The 17,972-nt window shown below is 45.5% G+C and carries 17 protein-coding genes and 1 pseudogene; 1 reads left to right on the top strand and 17 read right to left on the bottom strand.

What is annotated here, in order from left to right; translation table 11 throughout:
* Window positions 1-28: 28 nt before the first annotated feature.
* From ABWP14_RS02915 to ndk, 12 genes are all read right to left on the bottom strand, one after another.
* A complete protein-coding gene (locus tag ABWP14_RS02915) occupies window positions 29-1,195 on the bottom strand; it encodes an ATP phosphoribosyltransferase regulatory subunit (protein WP_353201485.1) in 1,167 nt (388 codons plus the stop codon).
* Window positions 1,196-1,213: 18 nt separating this feature from the next.
* Window positions 1,214-2,086: a protease modulator HflC gene (gene hflC, locus ABWP14_RS02910; protein ID WP_353201484.1), complete on the bottom strand. Its 873-nt coding sequence runs from the start codon at window positions 2,084-2,086 to the stop codon at window positions 1,214-1,216.
* Window positions 2,086-3,606, bottom strand: coding sequence for an FtsH protease activity modulator HflK (gene hflK, locus ABWP14_RS02905; RefSeq protein WP_353201483.1), 1,521 nt, complete (start codon window positions 3,604-3,606; stop codon window positions 2,086-2,088). Before hflK ends, hflC begins: the two co-directional genes overlap by 1 nt.
* The gene (gene hflX, locus ABWP14_RS02900; RefSeq protein ID WP_353201622.1) at window positions 3,596-4,837 is read right to left on the bottom strand and encodes a GTPase HflX; all 1,242 of its coding nucleotides are present in this window, start codon (window positions 4,835-4,837) and stop codon (window positions 3,596-3,598) included. The genes hflK and hflX overlap by 11 nt, the downstream gene beginning before the upstream one ends.
* Entirely contained in the window at window positions 4,830-5,072 is a 243-nt protein-coding gene (gene hfq / locus ABWP14_RS02895) for an RNA chaperone Hfq (RefSeq protein WP_353201482.1), read from the bottom strand. The genes hflX and hfq overlap by 8 nt, the downstream gene beginning before the upstream one ends.
* Window positions 5,073-5,227: 155 nt before the next feature.
* Window positions 5,228-6,592 (bottom strand): ribosome biogenesis GTPase Der, encoded by a 1,365-nt coding sequence (der, locus tag ABWP14_RS02890; protein ID WP_353201481.1) that lies wholly within the window; start codon window positions 6,590-6,592, stop codon window positions 5,228-5,230.
* On the bottom strand, window positions 6,589-7,734 hold the full coding sequence (gene bamB / locus ABWP14_RS02885; RefSeq protein WP_353201480.1) for an outer membrane protein assembly factor BamB: 1,146 nt from the start codon (window positions 7,732-7,734) through the stop codon (window positions 6,589-6,591). The genes der and bamB overlap by 4 nt, the downstream gene beginning before the upstream one ends.
* A gap of 8 nt (window positions 7,735-7,742) precedes the next feature.
* Entirely contained in the window at window positions 7,743-8,402 is a 660-nt protein-coding gene (locus ABWP14_RS02880; protein ID WP_353201479.1) for a YfgM family protein, read from the bottom strand.
* A gap of 49 nt (window positions 8,403-8,451) precedes the next feature.
* A complete protein-coding gene (gene hisS, locus ABWP14_RS02875; protein WP_353201478.1) occupies window positions 8,452-9,780 on the bottom strand; it encodes a histidine--tRNA ligase in 1,329 nt (442 codons plus the stop codon).
* Between the two features lie 17 nt (window positions 9,781-9,797).
* Window positions 9,798-11,057: a flavodoxin-dependent (E)-4-hydroxy-3-methylbut-2-enyl-diphosphate synthase gene (ispG, locus tag ABWP14_RS02870; RefSeq protein WP_353201477.1), complete on the bottom strand. Its 1,260-nt coding sequence runs from the start codon at window positions 11,055-11,057 to the stop codon at window positions 9,798-9,800.
* Complete coding sequence (rlmN, locus tag ABWP14_RS02865) at window positions 11,057-12,199, bottom strand: dual-specificity RNA methyltransferase RlmN (RefSeq protein WP_502930135.1); 1,143 nt, start codon at window positions 12,197-12,199, stop codon at window positions 11,057-11,059. Before rlmN ends, ispG begins: the two co-directional genes overlap by 1 nt.
* Window positions 12,200-12,274: 75 nt before the next feature.
* On the bottom strand, window positions 12,275-12,700 hold the full coding sequence (gene ndk / locus ABWP14_RS02860) for a nucleoside-diphosphate kinase (RefSeq protein WP_353201475.1): 426 nt from the start codon (window positions 12,698-12,700) through the stop codon (window positions 12,275-12,277).
* Between the two features lie 279 nt (window positions 12,701-12,979).
* Between ndk and ABWP14_RS02855 the strand changes: the two genes are divergently transcribed.
* Entirely contained in the window at window positions 12,980-13,681 is a 702-nt protein-coding gene (locus ABWP14_RS02855; RefSeq protein WP_353201474.1) for a Bax inhibitor-1 family protein, read from the top strand.
* Window positions 13,682-13,767: 86 nt separating this feature from the next.
* Here ABWP14_RS02855 and ABWP14_RS02850 read toward each other — a convergent pair whose 3' ends face one another.
* From ABWP14_RS02850 to ABWP14_RS02830, 5 genes and pseudogenes are all read right to left on the bottom strand, one after another.
* Window positions 13,768-14,184 carry a hypothetical protein gene (locus ABWP14_RS02850; RefSeq protein WP_353201473.1) on the bottom strand — a complete coding sequence of 139 codons (417 nt, stop codon included), beginning with the start codon at window positions 14,182-14,184 and terminating at the stop codon, window positions 13,768-13,770.
* Window positions 14,185-14,257: 73 nt separating this feature from the next.
* Window positions 14,258-15,700 (bottom strand): 23S rRNA (uracil(1939)-C(5))-methyltransferase RlmD, encoded by a 1,443-nt coding sequence (rlmD, locus tag ABWP14_RS02845; RefSeq protein WP_353201472.1) that lies wholly within the window; start codon window positions 15,698-15,700, stop codon window positions 14,258-14,260.
* Entirely contained in the window at window positions 15,693-16,514 is an 822-nt protein-coding gene (locus tag ABWP14_RS02840) for a 3'-5' exonuclease (RefSeq protein WP_353201471.1), read from the bottom strand. The genes rlmD and ABWP14_RS02840 overlap by 8 nt, the downstream gene beginning before the upstream one ends.
* A gap of 6 nt (window positions 16,515-16,520) precedes the next feature.
* Window positions 16,521-17,324, bottom strand: a complete 804-nt coding sequence (locus ABWP14_RS02835) for a peptidoglycan DD-metalloendopeptidase family protein (protein WP_353201470.1) — start codon at window positions 17,322-17,324, stop codon at window positions 16,521-16,523.
* 17 nt (window positions 17,325-17,341) lie between these two features.
* Window positions 17,342-17,965 (bottom strand): annotated as a pseudogene (locus ABWP14_RS02830) (protein-L-isoaspartate(D-aspartate) O-methyltransferase); the annotation flags it as partial.
* Window positions 17,966-17,972 lie beyond the last annotated feature (7 nt).

The following is a 17,972-nucleotide window of genomic DNA, read 5'->3' as shown; positions in this document are numbered from 1 at the left end:
TAAATTTTTCTAGTAAATACTCGAACGCTTACTTTTTTTGAACAACTTCCCAAGCGTTACCCTGCTTTACTAATTCACGATCGCACTGATACTCGGCTGACTCAATTAATCCACCGGTCGACACCTGAATCACGACTTCACCAGCATTACGCAACTGCGCAATGGAAGCATTTAAAGCTGCATCATCAATCCAGGGTGCTGCAATCGCTGGCTTGCGAACACTCATAGTCGATAAGTGGGCAAGCGTTAAAAGGTCTAAAGAAAAGCCTGTTGCTGGGCGAGATCTACCAAAGGCTTGTCCAACATGGTCATAACGGCCACCTCTCGCAATCGGCTGAGGTAACTTGTCAATATAAGCAGCAAACATCACACCACTATGATATTGATAGCCGCGTAAATCAGATAAATCAATACTCAACTCCAGATTTTTAGATAGACGAGCCGAAGAATCTACTAAACGGCTTAAATCTGATAGTGCTTGATCAATGGCAGCATGCTTAGGTAAAAGCTTTTTTGCATTTATAATCACTTGTGCACATGGGCCATTGAGCTCTGTCAATGCCATAAGGGCTTCTAATTTTTTAGCTGGCAAGCATTTGGACCATTGGCCCAAGCGTGGGCGATCTTTACTTTGTAAAATATCATAAAGAGACTCAATCGATTCCTTGTCTAAGTCTTGGCCATCCAAGATACCCATCAAGATTCCAGCATGTGACAAATCTAAGTACACCTTGCTTAGACCTGCGAGCTCAAGTGTTTTTAACAGTAATGAAATGGCCTCAAAATCAGCCTCCCAAGTTGCACATCCATAGATCTCCGCACCGAGCTGTAATTCTTCACGAGCAGAACTTCCTACCGGAGTGCGCGCATGCGCAACCGAACCCGCATAACAAAGACGGGTTACTCCCGCACGATTTAAAAGGTGGGCATCAATGCGGGCTACCTGAGGAGTAATGTCAGCACGTAAACCTAAAGTGCGACCTGACAATTGATCTACCAATTTAAAGGTTTGTAAATTGAGATCTGATCCAGTACCTGTTAGTAATGAATCTAAAAACTCTAGGATCGGAGGTGCAACTAACTCATAACCATAGGATTGGTACAAATCCAGAGTGGCACGGCGCAATACTTCTACCTTACGAGCCTCAGCCGGCAAAACATCTGCAATATCTTCAGGAAGTAACCAACGATTCATGATCTCAAATACTTGCTATTAATTCTTTTTCTTCATGAACTTGAAGAACTCGCTGCTCGGTTCAACTACCATCACGTCCCTCTTATCTTTAAATGAGCTTCGGTAAGCTTCAAGACTTTGGTAGAACTGCGCAAACTGAGCGTCGCGCCCAAATGCTTCTGCATATAAGGCAGTTGCTTTGGCATCGCCTGAACCTTTGATCTTCTGTGCGTCACGATAAGCCTCAGCCAAGATCGTGTCACGTTGACGCTCAGCATTAGCGCGAATCTTGTCTGACTCTGCAGCTCCAGTTGAGCGTAATTCATTGGCTACCCGTTTGCGTTCTGCCTCCATGCGGCGATAGACGGAGTCGCTAATTTCAGCTAACAAATCTATGCGCTTGAGTCGAACATCCACAATTTCTACGCCAATCTCAGACGCATCCATTGCTACCTTTTTACGAATACCCTGCATTACTTCTTCGCGCTGATCCGAGATGATCTCTCTAACCGTGCGTTTAGTAAATTCTTCGTTCAAGGCTGAGCGTACTAGCTGGGTCAGACGGTCTTGCGCTAAACGCTCATCACCCTTAAAGCTCACGAAGAACTTACGGGGATCGACGATACGCCATTTCACAAAAGAATCTACCAAGAGATTTTTCTTCTCGGAGGTAATAAAGCGCTCTGCCTCGGGAGTATCAATTGTCAAAATACGACGATCAAAGAAACGCACATTTTCAAAAGGCGCTGGGTATTTAATTTGGAGTCCAGGTTGCTCGATCACACGCACAATTTGCCCAAAAGCAAAGACCACAGCAAAGTTACGTTGATCTAAAACAAAAATACTCGATGACAAAACAAAAATGAGAGCGATTAGCCCAGCAGCTCCAGCTAAGAGACGATTTGCATTCATTATCTAACCTCTCTATCGCGACTACGTAAGCCACCATCACGTTTATCTGCAGCATTATTAGAATTAGCAGACCCTGAATTGAAATTCGGGGAACTGCTGTTATTGGAGAATGGTGCAGCCGGATTACCAGTGGCACCACCTACAGTGACTGAGCCAGTCGGGGTACTCGCAGGTGATTGTCCAGTTGCTACTTGAGAGCTTTCTGAGTTGACTTGCGCGATGATCTTATCTAAAGGCAAATAGAGCATGCTATTACCCTTGGTGGTATCCACCAAAACTTTAGTAACGTTGTTATACATTTCGCGCATGCTATCGATGTACATCCGATCGCGGGTAACAGCAGGCGCTTTTGCATACTCAGCATACACTTGCTTAAAGCGAGCGGCATCACCTTCCGCAGTCGCCATAACGCGGGCCTTATAACCTTCTGCTTCTTGAATCAGTCGATCCGCTGTACCTTTGGCACGGGGGATAACGTCATTAGCATATGCCTGACCTTCGCTCTTTAAGCGCTCCTGGTCTTGCCCTGCTTTTACAGCATCATCAAATGAGGCCTGTACTTGCTCTGGTGGCTGAACGTTTTGAACAGTCACGCTTGTAACGTAGATGCCTGTTTTATAGCTATCCAGAATTTTTTGTATCGTGGCAGCCAAATCAATTGCAATCTTTTCACGACCTTCGTACAGAACAGTATCCATCTTGCTACGTGCCACAATTTCACGGACAGCAGTTTCTGCAGCTTGCACTACAGTGGTATCGGGATCGCGATTGTTAAATAAATAATCTGTTGGATCTTTTAGGCGGTACTGAACTGCAAAACGCACATCAATGATATTTTCGTCTTCAGTGAGCATGGAAGTATCTTTTTGATTGGTTGCTTTAATCAAAATTGAGCGGCCAATTTCAACAGAACGCACTGCGGAAACATTGACAATTTGCTCAGCCTGTATAGGCCAAGGCATACGCCAATTAATACCAGAACCTGCAGTGTAAGTGTACTTACCAAATGTCGTAACCACACCAGACTGGCCCTCTTGAATAATGAACAAGCCACTAAGGATCCAAATTAAGAAAACGCCACCCCCAGCCACTAGAACGGTTGTCTTAGAACTAAATGGGTTTGTGAAATTGAAATTAGGGGTGCCACCACCGCCTCCGCCACCTTGTCCACCACGCTCTGATGGTGGTGGAATATCTCCAACCCTAGGTTTATTAGCTGACTTACTAGATCCTGGTTTTTTCTTGCCACCAAAAATCCCGGCAAGTCTGTCATTGAAATCACGCCAGAGCTCATCCAAATCCGGTGGTCCATCTGGCTTTGCAGCAGGCGGCTTTACCGGTGGAGTCGCTGGGGGATTGTTGGGTTGGGTTTCAACTGGTTGATTGCCGTTTCCAGGATCTGTTTTTGGAGTCTGGTCGCCCTCCTGCCCACCTTTGGCATCTTTGGATCCACCGGTGTTGTGGCTATTGCCCCAACCTGGATCGTTAACAGAAAAGAGATTTAAAAATTTACGCATCATTATGAAAATAGCTTTGGTTGGAAATCGGATTAAATTCAGAAGATTCTGGTCGTTCAGGTAAAGGGGCTAAAAACTCGTCCGGGGCCATTTGCGTCTTGGCACGGTTGTGATCGACCTTAATTCTATCAGTCATTTGAGAGCATTCAGCTAAGGCTGACCTAAGCAAATCTAGCCCTAATCCAGCCTGGGCAGAGAGAAAAATCTGACTCGGAAGCCCATTAGCATCCCGCTCTAAAACAGCCCCACGGGTAAAGGTCTGAGGCATTAAGTCGATCTTATTCATCAACTCAATCCGGGGGATCTCATCAGCCCCAATTTCCTGCAAAACAGCCTCTACTTCAGCTTTTTGCTCCCTGGAAACAGGGCTACAAGCATCTATCACATGCAAAATCAGGTCAGCATGAATAGTTTCATCCAAAGTGGCCCTAAAAGCCTCCACTAGTTGGTGAGGTAAATCCCGAATAAAGCCCACTGTATCAGAAACCACGATGGAGCCAATACCATCCAAATGCACCTTTCTAGAGGTGGTATCTAGGGTCGCAAAAAGCTGGTCGGCGGCATAAGCGCCTGCTTTCGTGAGCGCATTAAATAGGGTTGATTTACCCGCATTGGTATACCCCACCAAAGATACTGAAAAGATATCCTTACGCTTACGCGCCCTTCTTTGGGTTCTTTGTTGGCGTTGTAATTTTTCCAGCTCGTTTTCAAGACGTTTGGCTTTAGTAGCAAGCATACGACGATCAAGCTCCATCTGCGTTTCACCTGGACCGCCCCGCACACCAATACCACCTCGCTGACGTTCCAAGTGACTCCAGGCCCTAACTAAGCGTGACATCCGATAGCGCACTTGCGCCAGTTCAACCTGAGTCTTACCAATATGACTCTGAGCTCTTTGACTAAAAATATCCAAAATCAAGCCCGTACGATCCATCACATGACGACCAATATGACGCTCTAAATTACGCTGTTGAGTTGGAGACAGCGGATGATTAAAAATGGCGAGTTCTGCATCATGCTCCTCCATTAAGCGCTTGAGTTCATTCACTTTACCCGACCCAATAAATAAAGCGGGATCAGTTTTACCTTTGCGCGCAATCACAGAGGCTGTGGGTATAGAGCCAGCGCTATCAGCCAAAAGACTGAGCTCAGCCATACTGTCGGCAAAATCTTCCCGCCCAGTGTCGACTCCAACTAAGACCGCACGCGGCGCATCTACTCCAGTGTTATACAGGGTTACCTTCTTCTAATCGAAAATCAACTGCACGGGCAGGAACAATTGTAGAAATGGCATGTTTGTAAACCATTTGTGTAACGGTATTACGCAGTAACACTACGTATTGATCAAACGATTCAATATTGCCTTGCAATTTAATACCGTTCACCAAGTAGATTGAAACAGGTACATGCTCTTTACGCAATATATTGAGAAATGGATCCTGAAGTAATTGGATTTTATTGTTATTCATACCGCTCCTTTTTGATTTTTTAGTTTGGGAGTCTTGCTTTTTTTATTAATGCTACTAACCGTAATGATGTTGATGATCCGTTTGTGGTGCTGACTAGGTTCTATATTGGCCCAATTCATGAAAAATCAAGCCTCTAATGAAAAGCTTATCTGAAATCACCTTTTTTTGCCTTTCTTTCCTTTATCCTCATCAACGTAAGGGTTCTTCGCTGTATTCATCTGAATTCTTAATGGGGTGCCTCGCAACTTGAAAACGTCCCTAAATCGACCCTCCAAATAGCGTTTATAGCTATCTGTTACGCCACTGAGCGAGCTGCCATGGATCACCACAATAGGAGGATTCATACCACCCTGGTGGGCATAACGTAATTTAGGACGTCCCATCCCAACCCGTTTAGGTTGCTGATGCTCGATCGCCTCTTGCAAGATACGAGTCAAACGCGGGGTCGGCAGTTTTGCCATGGCAGCAGCATAGGCCGCATCAACATCTTTAAACAACTCTTTGAGACCAGTACCTTTTTTGGCTGAAATCGGATGTACATTCGCAAAATCTAAGAAGCGGAGCTTTTGGGCAATTTCTAGACGAGCGCGTTCCTTTACATAAGAGTCAATGCCGTCCCATTTATTCACTGCCACTACCAAGGCACGACCTGCCTCCACAATAAATCCCGCAATATGTGCATCTTGCTCAGAAATATCTTGTTGAGCATCCAGCATCAAGATAACCACATTGCAATCAGCAATGGCTTGTAGAGTTTTCACTACAGAAAATTTTTCAATCGCTTCAAACACTTTTCCACGACGACGCAAACCTGCCGTGTCCACCAAGATATAAGGTTTGCCATTGCGCTCAAAAGGCACCTCAATAGCATCTCGTGTAGTACCAGGCATATCAAATGCAATGACGCGCTCTTCGCCAATCAATTTATTAATGAGGGTCGATTTACCGACATTCGGACGCCCTACTACTGCAATCTTCATCGGACGATTAGGGTCATTTGCGACATCTTCCAAGTCAGGCTCGGCAATCCCCAGGGAATCTAATGCGTCATCAATCAGTCCGCGAACGCCATCCCCATGTGCTGAAGAAATCGGAAAGGGCTCGCCTAAACCTAACTCATGAAAGTCTGCAGTAACAATGCCAGCCTGCATCCCTTCTGTTTTGTTAACAGCCAAAATCACGGGGCGACCTGTTTTACGCAAGAAATCAGCAATCACATGATCTTGTGGCGCCATGCCTAAGCGGCCATCCACTAAGAAAATAATAATGTCAGATTCAGCTACCGCTTGCTTCGTTTGCTTAGCCATTTCGGCTACGATGCCAGTCTTGGCAACCGGCTCAAAACCACCGGTATCTACACAAATAAATGGGCGCTCACCAATTCGACCTTTACCGTAGTGACGATCTCTAGTCAGTCCAGAAAAATCTGCTACCAAAGCATCGCGTGAGCGAGTCAGGCGATTAAAAAGAGTTGATTTTCCGACATTAGGACGGCCGACGATAGTGATGACTGGGTTCATTTTGGACTGTACGCTGCTAGTTTTCCACCTTGGGATTGAATCAAGATGAGGCCGCCAACTGCAACAGGGGCGGCTGAGATTGGACTGCTATCGTGACGAAAGCGAGAAATATAATCGCCCTTCGCCTGTGTAAATGTATGAACGTAACCCTCAGCATCGCCCATCAATACCACACGACCAATGGCAAGAGATTCTCCTACATCTCGGAATGTGAGCTTAGTGCTTTCCCAAACTGGCGTTCCATCTTTTGTAGCGAATGCAGAGATCTCAGATTTTTCATTTGCCGAAAAAACCAATTCGGCGCTTTGAGAGGTTCCAGTGTAGCTAGAAAAATCTTTATACCAAATGAGATTTCCAGTCCTCACTTGCCCACAACCAATACGGCCTTGGTAAGACACTGCACAGACGGTATCCCCCTCTAAGCTTGGCTTAGAAGTAACATCATTAAGGCGTTCAATTTCCGAAAAGCCTTTAGGGAACGATATGGGGGTCTCCCAGATTAAACCGCCATTAGCAATCGCAATCATGCCAAAACGTCCACCTGAAAATCCAGTCACTACCACCTCATTATTCAGGGGTAACATGCCATAGCCAACGCGCAAAGATAAAGCAGCTTGCGGTCTTTGATAAATCCACTTACGAGCACCTGTTTTGGTATCTAATCCCAAGAAACGATTATCCAATGTTCGGATCACTACGACGCCGCCTGCTACTACAGGCTCACTCAATACTTCGCTAGCAATATTGACATTCCATAGCGGCTTACCCGTGTCATTTAATGCATAAACCGTGCCTTTAATACCAATAACAACGGTAATATTTCCATCTGTACCAGGACCAATACCTAAGCGTTCCGGCACAGAGGCCTCCCACACTTTTTTACCGGTGGCTAAGTCAACTTTGGTGACAGTCCCACTATGAGACGCCGTGTAAACCCCGTCTCCTGCAACTGCGGGATGAAAATTAAATGTTTCTGACGAGCCAATATTGGTAGTCCAGACAGGAAGCATTTCAAACTGATTCGTTACCGGAGTTAGTTCTGCTGGCTTACGGACACGCGCACTACCAGAGCACCCAATCAAAGTAAATGCAAGAGAGCCGATGAGAAGAGCGGTTACTAACCGCTTTTTCTGATGGTTCATTGCATTGATCACCGAGTCACTCCTCCAACCGCATCTAACTTGACCTTCAGGAGACGGCGTGCCTCTTCAGGCAATTCTTTTGCTTGATCTAATTTTTTCCAAGCATCTTGATAGCTTGCCTTTGCTTCAGCATTTTTCTTTTGCACCAGGTACCAATCACCTCGGCGCTCAAGCCAGAGAGCCTCAAATCCCTGAATAGGCTTTTCCTTCAGGATCTGATCAGCCTCAGCAAAATTTTGGTCGCCTCCCTGCTCTATTAGCTGAGAGACAAGGCGCAGTTTTGCCAATGCTAAGTAAGCATCATTAGAAGCATTTTTGGCAGCCCATCGTAAATACTCAATCGCCTTGGCACTATCACCAGCATCGGAAGCAACTCTCGCAGCTACTAAGCTAGACATCGCAGCGTAAGAAGTGCGAGCAAAGTCTTTTTGTAGATCATTGGCGGCGCGCAAGGTCAGATCTTTATCTCCCTTAGCAATTGCAGTCACCATCGTTTCATAGAGCTTAGAAGCCTCTGTAGCCTGATTATTGAGCCACCAATAATAAGCACTATAAGCTGCATACGTAAATAAAACTGTTGTCAGAACTCCAGCAATCAAGTTACGATATTTTTGCCAAAAATCTTTCAGTTGGTCTATCTGATCTTGTTCTTGTAAATCTAAAGGCATATCAATCCAAACTCATTTATTGGTCATTATTTTTAGGGCTAAGCTCATTCTATTCGGAGGCGCCAACAATTGCTTCCATTACGGCTTCTAGCAGCCCATCTAAAGGGACAGCTTTTTGCTCACCACTGGCCCGCAGGTCTTTTAATTGCGCTTCATTCCTAGCTAATTCATCGGGGCCAATAATGACTGCAAAGGCAGCGCCACTGCTATCTGCCTTCTTCATCTGCGACTTAAAGCTAGCCGAATCACCATCTGGTGGGCAAAAGAGAATGGTGTCAATTCCGGCGCTACGAAGACGCTCAGCAATAATCATCGCGGTCGTGAAAGTCTCCCCACCCTGATGCAACACATAAACATCGCATTGGGCCAGTGGTGCAGGAAGTGAATTTGAAACCATCATCAACTCAAGGACGCGCTCCATGCCCATAGCCCAACCACAAGCAGGAGCGGCTTTACCACCCATCCGCTCAATCAGGGGATCATAGCGCCCGCCGCCAGCAATCGTTCCCTGTGCGCCAAGCTCATCTGTTATCCATTCAAAGACAGTGAGGTTGTAGTAATCCAAACCACGCACTAAACGCGGATTGATCTTGCACGGGATATTGTTAGCTTTCAGTAAAGCCTGAACCGCATTAAAGTGTTGCAACGATTCATCACCCAAAAAATCTAATAACTTTGGCGCACCCTCGATTAATGCCTGCATCTCTGGATTTTTTGTATCCAGAATTCGTAAAGGGTTGCTTAAAAGACGTCGCTGTGAATCCTCATCTAATTGCGCTTGATGCTTTTCAAAATAGGCGACTAAGGCTGTGCGATGCTCTGCACGCTCATGAGCTTGTCCTAAAGAATTAATTTCCAGACGGACACCTATTAAACCAAGCTCATCCCATAAGCGCTGACCCATGAGAATGATTTCTGCATCGATATCGGGACCAGCAAAACCCAAAGCCTCAATGCCAAACTGATGAAATTGACGGTAACGCCCTCGTTGTGGACGCTCATGACGAAACATTGGCCCCGTATACCAGAGACGTTTTGGCCCTTCATACAACAAATTATTTTCAATCACAGAACGCACTAATGCAGCCGTGCCTTCAGGACGCAGAGTAAGCTGCTCACCATTTAAACGATCTTCGAAGGAATACATTTCTTTTTCAACGATATCGGTTACTTCACCAATCCCGCGCTGAAATACTGCAGTAGCTTCTACTATAGGTGTTCGTAAAAACTCATAACCATAAGCTCGCGTGAGATCACGTAATACTTGCTCAAGATGTGCCCACTGAGCCGCATCAGCTGGCAACAAATCATTCATGCCACGAACGCCATTAATCTTTTGCGCCTTCTGAGCTTTCGTTTGATTACTTTGATCGGTCATTTTTATTCTTATTTTTATTACACTTTTGCTGCGTAGTTGTGCTTGACGTATTCATCAACAATCACCTGAAAATCTTGTGCAATATTTTCACCGCGTAATGTTTTGACCTTGATGCCATCAACAAATACTGGGGCTGCAGGCACTTCGCCAGTACCCGGCAATGAAATACCAATATTGGCGTGCTTACTTTCCCCTGGGCCATTAACGATACACCCCATTACAGCCACATTCATATTTTCAACTCCAGGATGTGTTTTTTTCCAGATGGGCATTTGCTGACGCAAATAAGACTGAATATTAGCCGCCAACTCTTGAAAGGTTGTGCTCGTGGTTCTGCCACAACCAGGACAAGCAATCACCATTGGTGTGAAATTACGCAAGCCCATCGTTTGCAAAATTTCTTGCGCCACAATGACTTCGTTTTCACGGGGTGCGCCAGGATCTGGAGTAAGTGATACGCGGATGGTATCGCCAATACCTTCTTGCAAGAGGATAGCCATTGCCGCAGTTGAAGATACAATCCCTTTGCTACCCATTCCCGCTTCGGTTAAACCCAAGTGCAAAGGATAATCTGAGCGACGCGATAAATCGCGATAGACCGCCACTAAATCTTGAACATTGCTCACCTTACAAGAGAGCATAATTTGATTAGGATTCATTCCCAGCTCTACCGCTTTTTCTGCCGACTGCAAAGCCGACTGAATCAATGCCTCAATCATGACTTCTTGTGCAGTCTTAGGATCAGATAAGGCAGCATTGCTATCCATCACAGAAGCTAAGAGCTCTTGATCTAAGCTACCCCAGTTCACGCCAATCCGAATGGGCTTGTCATATTTGCATGCTGCTTCGATCATTTGGGCAAATTGTGGATCACGCTTGGCGCCTTTGCCTACGTTACCTGGATTAATGCGGTACTTAGACAGTGCTTTAGCGCACTCGGGATAATCTCTGAGCAAGGTGTGCCCGTTGTAATGAAAGTCACCAATCAATGGGACTAACACATCCATTTTATCAAGCTGCTCACGAATATATGGAACCGCGGCAGCAGCTTCAGGTGTATTAACTGTAATGCGTACCATTTCTGATCCAGCGCGCGCTAATTCTTTTACTTGAATCGCAGTGCCAACTGCATCTGCAGTATCGGTATTGGTCATGGACTGAACTCGTACTGGCGCATTACCACCAACTGTAATGATGTTAGTTTTCCAAGCGACCGTTGCTTGACGTGTTGCGCGTTTAGGGGCGGGGCCCAATGGCAAAGTTGGTAAGGCGCTCATTAGCTATCCAATTTCTTCAGCCATTCAATGGGCTGCTCTTGTGTATGAATAATCTCTGAATCATGAACTGCACGCTCGCGCACGCGGGTACGATCCACAACATCTCCTGCTAGCTGACCACAGGCTGCAGCAATATCATCACCACGAGTCTTGCGCACAGTCGCCACCATGCCAGCATCTAGAAGAATACTTGCAAATGCACTAATACGCTGTGCGGAAGAGCGCTTAAGCTCAGACTCAGGAAATGGATTAAAAGGAATCAGGTTCACCTTGCACTTAATATTTTTGAGAAGGCGCACCAATTCTTTAGCTTGAATATCTGAGTCATTGATGCCATCCAGCATGCAATACTCAAAAGTTAAAAAATCTCTTGGAGCAAAAGGTAGGTAACGCTCGCAGGCAGCCAGTAATTCGCGTAGCGGATATTTTTGATTCAGCGGCACAAGCTGATCTCGCAATGCATCGTTGGGCGCATGCAATGACACTGCAAGTGCTACTGGGCAGTCTTGCGCCAAACGATCAATCATTGGCACTACACCAGACGTAGAAACAGTGACTCGTCGACGTGATAAGCCGTAAGCTCTATCATCGAGCATCAAATGTAAGGCTGACACCACATTATCGTAATTGAGTAAAGGTTCGCCCATACCCATCATCACCACATTAGAAATGACACGACCAGTGTGCTCCCAGCCAGGGGTTGGAAATTTTTCAATTCTGCGGACGGCTTCAGGATCATTGCGCAAAAGATGCTCAGCAAACCATAGTTGACCAATGATTTCACCAGAAGTGAGATTACGTGAGAATCCTTGGTATCCAGTGGAGCAAAAGCGGCAATTGACTGCACAACCCGCCTGCGAGGAAATACACAAAGTGCCGCGATCATCCTCGGGTATGAATACAGACTCCACCGCATTCCCAACGCCCACGTCCAGTAGCCACTTGCGTGTTCCGTCTGCGGCATGTTCATCTTTGATAACGGGGAGAGAAAGTACTTCTGCTTTGTCTAGCAAAATCGCTCTAAAGCTTTTTGCCAGATCACTCATGTCATTAATGTCGGATACACCACGCTGATGTATCCACTGCATGAGTTGTTTTGCCCTAAAGGGCTTTTCATTCAAGCCCGCGACATACGCTGCCATTTGGTCAGCGTCAAAATCTAAGAGATTTACGCGCGGGGAGGTCAATGCGCCTACTTATGAATAAACAGGGGTTGATTAACGATTGAAAACATTCATGCCAGGGAAGAAAAAAGCCACTTCCGCTGCAGCAGTTTCAGGCGCATCAGAACCATGAACTGCGTTTGCATCAATGCTGTCAGCAAAGTCAGCACGGATAGTGCCTTTGTCTGCCTTCTTAGGATCAGTCGCGCCCATCAAATCGCGGTTTTTAGCAATTGCGCCTTCACCTTGTAATACTTGAATCATGACTGGGCCAGAAATCATAAAACTCACCAAATCTTTGAAGAAAGGACGATCTTTATGAACGCTATAGAACTGCTCCGCTTCCGATTGCGAAAGATGCGCCATTTTGGACGCGATAATCTTCAAACCGGCAGATTCAAAACGATCATAGATTTTGCCGATAACGTTTTTAGCGACAGCATCAGGTTTGATAATAGATAGTGTGCGTTCAATTGCCATTCAATACTCCAATAGTGATTTCAAAGATTTTTGTGAAATAAGCCTCAATTGAGAGGAAAAATAGTCTACACCCCCACCCTATTTCGACGACCCCCGAATTATACCTTGCCCGACCCTATTTACCCCTATATAAGTAGGGCTAAGCCATTGAATTTACAGGGCATAACCCTATAATTTGTAATCTTTTTAACTAGACACTTGAAATTCACCCATTTTGTCTATACTTACAGTTAATGGCCCTATATGGGCTCTTGTAATAACGATAAAGAAGGAGTCAATATGAGTGATCTAAACTCTTACGGCTTTGGCCAGACCAGCTCAATTAGCAGTATGCAGGTACGTAACCGCGTACTTAGAAATACCTATGCCCTCTTGGCGCTATCTATGGTTCCAACTGTGATTGGAGCGTGGCTTGGCATTGCAATGGGCTTTAACTTCATGGCACAAAGCCCATTCATGGGATTCATTTTGTTTTTGGCAATTGCCTTCGGTTTCTTTTGGGCTATCGAGAAAAACAAGGATACCGGTTTAGGTGTCCTACTCCTCTTGGGCTTTACTTTCTTCATGGGGCTCATGCTTTCCCGCTTGGTTGGCTACACCCTGAACAGTTACAGCAATGGTGCAACACTAGTAATGCTTTCATTCGGCGGCACAGCAGCGATTTTTGCCACCATGGCAACGATTGCTACAGTGAGCAAGACTGACTTTGCCGGCATGGGTAAATGGTTGATGGTTGGAGTACTGCTCTTGATCGTCGCTTCTTTGGCTAACATCTGGTTGCAGTTACCAGCATTGATGTTGACTGTGATGATTTTGGCGATTGCGATCTTCTCAGCTTTCATCTTGGTCGACGTGCAGCGCGTCATTAATGGTGGTGAAACAAACTACGTGATGGCTACCCTAGCGATCTACTTAGATGTGTACAACGTCTTCACCAACTTGCTCGCTCTCTTAGGTATTTTTGGTGGCAATAAAGACTAATTAATCAGGTCTTAGAACTCAATGAATAAAAGGCGCCTAGGCGCCTTTTTTCGTTTCTACTTTTCTACTTTTCTACTTTTCAATTATTACTTCGCGGTCAGATCATCACACCATGCGTAATAAGTATTAACCCATTGGGCAAATGGACCTTCATTTACTCGACCCGCACCACAGCCGGCCAACTTGTTATCACTAATGTCATAGACACCTGAGCCGCCCTTGTATGCAATCTGCAACTTTTTCCCATCCGGAGAAATGGTGCCGATTTCATAGGCTTTGTAGTTTGGATTTTGATAGATGAACTCAACATGCGGACCATCTTGTTTGATGACCGTCAAAGTCGCTGTTACATTATGATTCTGTGTCTTAGGATTCTTTTTAGAGGCATTAATAGAAGTTTCAGTCGTATTTCCGCTATAAACCTTTGCCAAAGTGGGAATACCTTGGGCATTGACATGGAAGCTGAGCCCTAAGCCAAGAGCAAGGGCAAGGATTGATTTCATAAAATTCCTTTGTGTGAAATGAAAAGAGATTACTACTGTTTTTTATCACACAATCCAGAATATTGGGGTGATGCTAGTGAATTGACGGCTTGATTCTGTCAAAAACAGCCATCGACTCCACGTGGGAGGTGTGGGGAAACATATTGACGATGCCTACACTACTCAAAACGAAGCCTGCATGATGGCATAAAATCTCAGCGTCTCTGGCTAAAGTTTTAGGATTGCACGATACATAAACAATGCGCTCGGGAATTAATGGGCTTGATTGGGAATGTAAATCTGCTAGCGCCTGACAAATTTGCATGGCACCCTCACGCGGTGGATCCATCAACCAGCGCTCTGCCTTTCCCCAAGAGGTAATGGTTTCGGTTGTTACTTCAAAAAGATCACTTTGTATAAAGTTAACTTGATTGTCAAGCCCATTATGTTGAGCATTTTCCTCCGCACGCGTTGTTAAGCTCGCTAAACCCTCAATTCCCAAAACTTGCTTTGCTTTTCTGGCAAGTGCTAATGTGAAATTTCCAATTCCGCAAAAGAGATCAAGCACTCGATCGCTAGGTCTTACCTCAAGTAAGCGTATCGCCCTACTCACGAGTGCACGATTCATCAGATGATTGACTTGCGTAAAATCAGCCGGCTTAAATGGCATCTCAATATCAAACTCAGGCAGGCGATAACAAAGCTTGCCACTCTCTGGATAAAAAGGCGCTACCGTTTCAATCCCCTTGGGTTGTAACCAAATCCAAACCTGATGTAGATCTGCAAAGTTTCGCAACAGTTGCTCATCAGCAGGAGTTAAGGGCATTAAATTTCGAAATACTAGGGCAGTGACTGGTTTGGATTTTTTGGGGTCATCTGAAAGAGGATCCTCTGGCTCACCCACTGCTACTTCAATTTGAGGCATACGATCCACAATCGAAAGAGCCATTACCAACTGACGAAGTTTAGGAAGCAGATCGGAGACATGCTTTGGCAATATCTCACAGGCCGTCATATCAGCAACATAGCCACTCTTACCTTCATGAAAACCAATCAGTACAGTACCTTTTTTGATTGAGCGGTTCACTACGCTTAAGCGTGCACGCTGACGATATTCCCAAGCGGGGCCGCCCATAGGGCGTAAAACTTCTAATGGCTTTAACTGAGCAATGTGCTCTAAATCATCTTCTAAAACACGTTGCTTCATTGCAATTTGTGCGCGAATATCTAAGTGCTGCATGGTGCAGCCACCACAGATTCCAAAAAACTGACATTGGGGTTCCGCCCTAAATACGGCTGGCTTTAGAATCTCTAAAACCTTCGCTTTACTAAAACGGGCTTTGTCTTGAGTGATGACATAAGTCACTTTTTCGGTAGGCAGAGCACCTCGGATAAAAATCACTTTTCCGCTTTGCCCTAGGGCTGCTTCTGCTTCATTAGGGGCTAAGCGAGCGATGCCTTGTGCGTCTAGGTCTAATGATTCAATTTCTACTACCTCAGTCACCACAATATTGACTGGCTTCTGCCCTCTACGCATCCGTAGAGAATCCTTGAAGATATTCTTGCCATTGACCACCGTTAGGTTCTTTTGCCTCTTTTTCAAGATAGGCTTTTACAAAGGCAACTTCTTCTTGATACTCATCTAATGTAAATCCACCTCTCAGCAATTGAAAACGACAGTACATCAGATAGGTATTGACGACATCAGTTTCGCAATAACGACGAATATCATTAATTTTGCCTTCTTGATAAGCTGGCCAAACTTGACTACCGTCCATGCCCATCTTCCCCGAAAAGCCACAGAGCTTTGCTAAACCATCTAGCGGTGCATTCGCCCTGCCATTAAATTTTGCTAACAGATCCATCACATCGAGATGGCGCATGTGATAACGACTAATGTAATTGTTCCACTTAAAGTCACGACTATCGGCCTCTTGACTCTCACCCATCTCCCAATAACGTGGCGCCTGAATATGATTCACTAAAGCGCGATAGTGCAGCACTGGTAAGTCAAAGCCACTGCCATTCCAAGAAACCAGTTGGGGCGTATATTTTTCGATCAAATCAAAAAAGGCTTGCACCAATATCTTTTCATCGTCTTGTGGCGTCCCAAGGGTGCCCACCTTAATTTGAGGCGCACCCTCTTTGGTTGTTCTGCGAATAACGCATGAAATAGCGACGATCTTTTGTAAGAAGAGCGGTAAAAATTCGCTACCGGTTTTAGCCGCACGCTCTGCCATTACTGCAGCAGCAACCTGCGCATCACTCATACTAGCTGGATAATCTTCTAGACGACGAAGACCAGCGACATCTGGAATGGTCTCAATATCAAAAACAAGCACAGTGGCCATAGCTGCTTACTGCAAGTAAGGTGTTGGATTAACTGGCTTACCGTTTACACGTAACTCAAAGTGTAATTTGGGTGAATTGGTATCGGTATCACCCATTTCGGCAATCTTCTGACCCTTGCGAACATTGTCACCCTCTTTTACCAGAAGCTTACTGTTATGTGCGTAGGCTGTGAGATAGGTATTGTCATGTTTAATAATGATTAAATTGCCATAACCTCTTAGGCTGTTGCCCGCATAAACCACATTGCCATCAGAGGCTGCTTGCACAGGTTCACCGACTTTACCGGCAATATCAATGCCTTTATTTTTATCAGTAAACTCCTCAGTCACTTTTCCCTTAGCCGGCCAAGATAAGCGTATGCCAGGCTCTGCCACTACCTCTGCTTTGGTGACTGGTAGTATGCTACTGTCTACTTTGGCTGCATCTGGCTTATCCGCAGGAATCACTTTCACTTCCATGGGTTTGCTTGATTTAGCACCAGCTGGTGGCTTGATCAAGATCAGATCATCGATCTCAATAATATTGGGATTAAAACCGGGATTAGCTGCGCTATTCCAAGAGGCGACATCACGCGGTGCCTGACCATGATCTAAGGCAATGCGCGCTAAAGTATCACCCCGTTTAACGCGATAGTAGCCCGGAGGAGTTGATTCGGATACGCTAGTGCTGGGGCTAGTACTAGCGGTAGTAGTAGCACTACGATCTGTAACACTAGCAGGCTTAGTACGCGGTGTAGCGCACCCAACTGTTAGAGCAACAGCAGCACCTACAAGCACTAAAAAACAAGCTTTAGGTAAAAACTTAGTCATTGGAGGAAATAGGATCTTCATACTACCCCTGATTGTAAGGGTACAAAAAAGACCTCGTCTAGAACAGTTCTTTGATAGCGCTGAGAACTCATCCTCTCTACTAAAACAAGCTGCTGCTCTTTTTGATTTTTAGCCACTGGAGCAACTAAACGACCCCCAATAGCCAATTGATCAAGCAAGGCATCAGGAATACCCAATCCCGCAGCTGCCAAAATAATGCCGTCAAATGGAGCAGCTTGCGGCAAGCCCAAAATACCATCACCATAAATTAAGCGCAGATTTTTGATCCGAAATGGTCGTAATTTTGCACGGGCCATATCGTGCAAAGGACGAATGCGCTCAATCGAATACACCTCTTCGGCTAACAAGCTCAGAACCGCCGCCTGATATCCACACCCAGTGCCGATTTCGAGTACCTTGCCCAACTTTTGTCTCGGCTTATGGAGTAACTCAATCATCCGCGCCACTACCGAAGGCTTGGAGATAGTTTGTTGATGACCAATCGGAAGTGCCGAGTCTTCATACGCTTGCGCATGCAATCCTGCATCCATAAAGGCATGACGCGGCACTGTCGCAAGAGCCTCTAAAGTCTTACCGTGCTTGATACCGCCTGCATGAACTTTTGCTGCTAATGCTTGTCGATAAGCA

It is taken from the genome of Polynucleobacter sp. (assembly GCF_040400325.1).
Taxonomy (GTDB): Bacteria; Pseudomonadota; Gammaproteobacteria; order Burkholderiales; family Burkholderiaceae; genus Polynucleobacter.
Note: the sequence above shows the minus strand (reverse complement) of the source record. Positions and strands in the feature narration are given on the sequence as shown.

Excerpts from the sequence above, each read along its gene's own strand:
- ABWP14_RS02915 (WP_353201485.1), bottom strand. The coding sequence starts at position 1,195 with ATGAATCGTTGGTTACTTCCTGAAGATATTGCAGATGTTTTGCCGGCT.
- hflC (WP_353201484.1), bottom strand. The coding sequence starts at position 2,086 with ATGAATGCAAATCGTCTCTTAGCTGGAGCTGCTGGGCTAATCGCTCTC.
- hflK (WP_353201483.1), bottom strand. The coding sequence starts at position 3,606 with ATGATGCGTAAATTTTTAAATCTCTTTTCTGTTAACGATCCAGGTTGG.
- hfq (WP_353201482.1), bottom strand. The coding sequence starts at position 5,072 with ATGAATAACAATAAAATCCAATTACTTCAGGATCCATTTCTCAATATA.
- der (WP_353201481.1), bottom strand. The coding sequence starts at position 6,592 with ATGAACCCAGTCATCACTATCGTCGGCCGTCCTAATGTCGGAAAATCA.
- bamB (WP_353201480.1), bottom strand. The coding sequence starts at position 7,734 with ATGAACCATCAGAAAAAGCGGTTAGTAACCGCTCTTCTCATCGGCTCT.
- ABWP14_RS02880 (WP_353201479.1), bottom strand. The coding sequence starts at position 8,402 with ATGCCTTTAGATTTACAAGAACAAGATCAGATAGACCAACTGAAAGAT.
- hisS (WP_353201478.1), bottom strand. The coding sequence starts at position 9,780 with ATGACCGATCAAAGTAATCAAACGAAAGCTCAGAAGGCGCAAAAGATT.
- ispG (WP_353201477.1), bottom strand. The coding sequence starts at position 11,057 with ATGAGCGCCTTACCAACTTTGCCATTGGGCCCCGCCCCTAAACGCGCA.
- rlmN (WP_502930135.1), bottom strand. The coding sequence starts at position 12,199 with ATGGCAGCGTATGTCGCGGGCTTGAATGAAAAGCCCTTTAGGGCAAAA.
- ndk (WP_353201475.1), bottom strand. The coding sequence starts at position 12,700 with ATGGCAATTGAACGCACACTATCTATTATCAAACCTGATGCTGTCGCT.
- ABWP14_RS02855 (WP_353201474.1), top strand. The coding sequence starts at position 12,980 with ATGAGTGATCTAAACTCTTACGGCTTTGGCCAGACCAGCTCAATTAGC.
- ABWP14_RS02850 (WP_353201473.1), bottom strand. The coding sequence starts at position 14,184 with ATGAAATCAATCCTTGCCCTTGCTCTTGGCTTAGGGCTCAGCTTCCAT.
- rlmD (WP_353201472.1), bottom strand. The coding sequence starts at position 15,700 with ATGCGTAGAGGGCAGAAGCCAGTCAATATTGTGGTGACTGAGGTAGTA.
- ABWP14_RS02840 (WP_353201471.1), bottom strand. The coding sequence starts at position 16,514 with ATGGCCACTGTGCTTGTTTTTGATATTGAGACCATTCCAGATGTCGCT.
- ABWP14_RS02835 (WP_353201470.1), bottom strand. The coding sequence starts at position 17,324 with ATGACTAAGTTTTTACCTAAAGCTTGTTTTTTAGTGCTTGTAGGTGCT.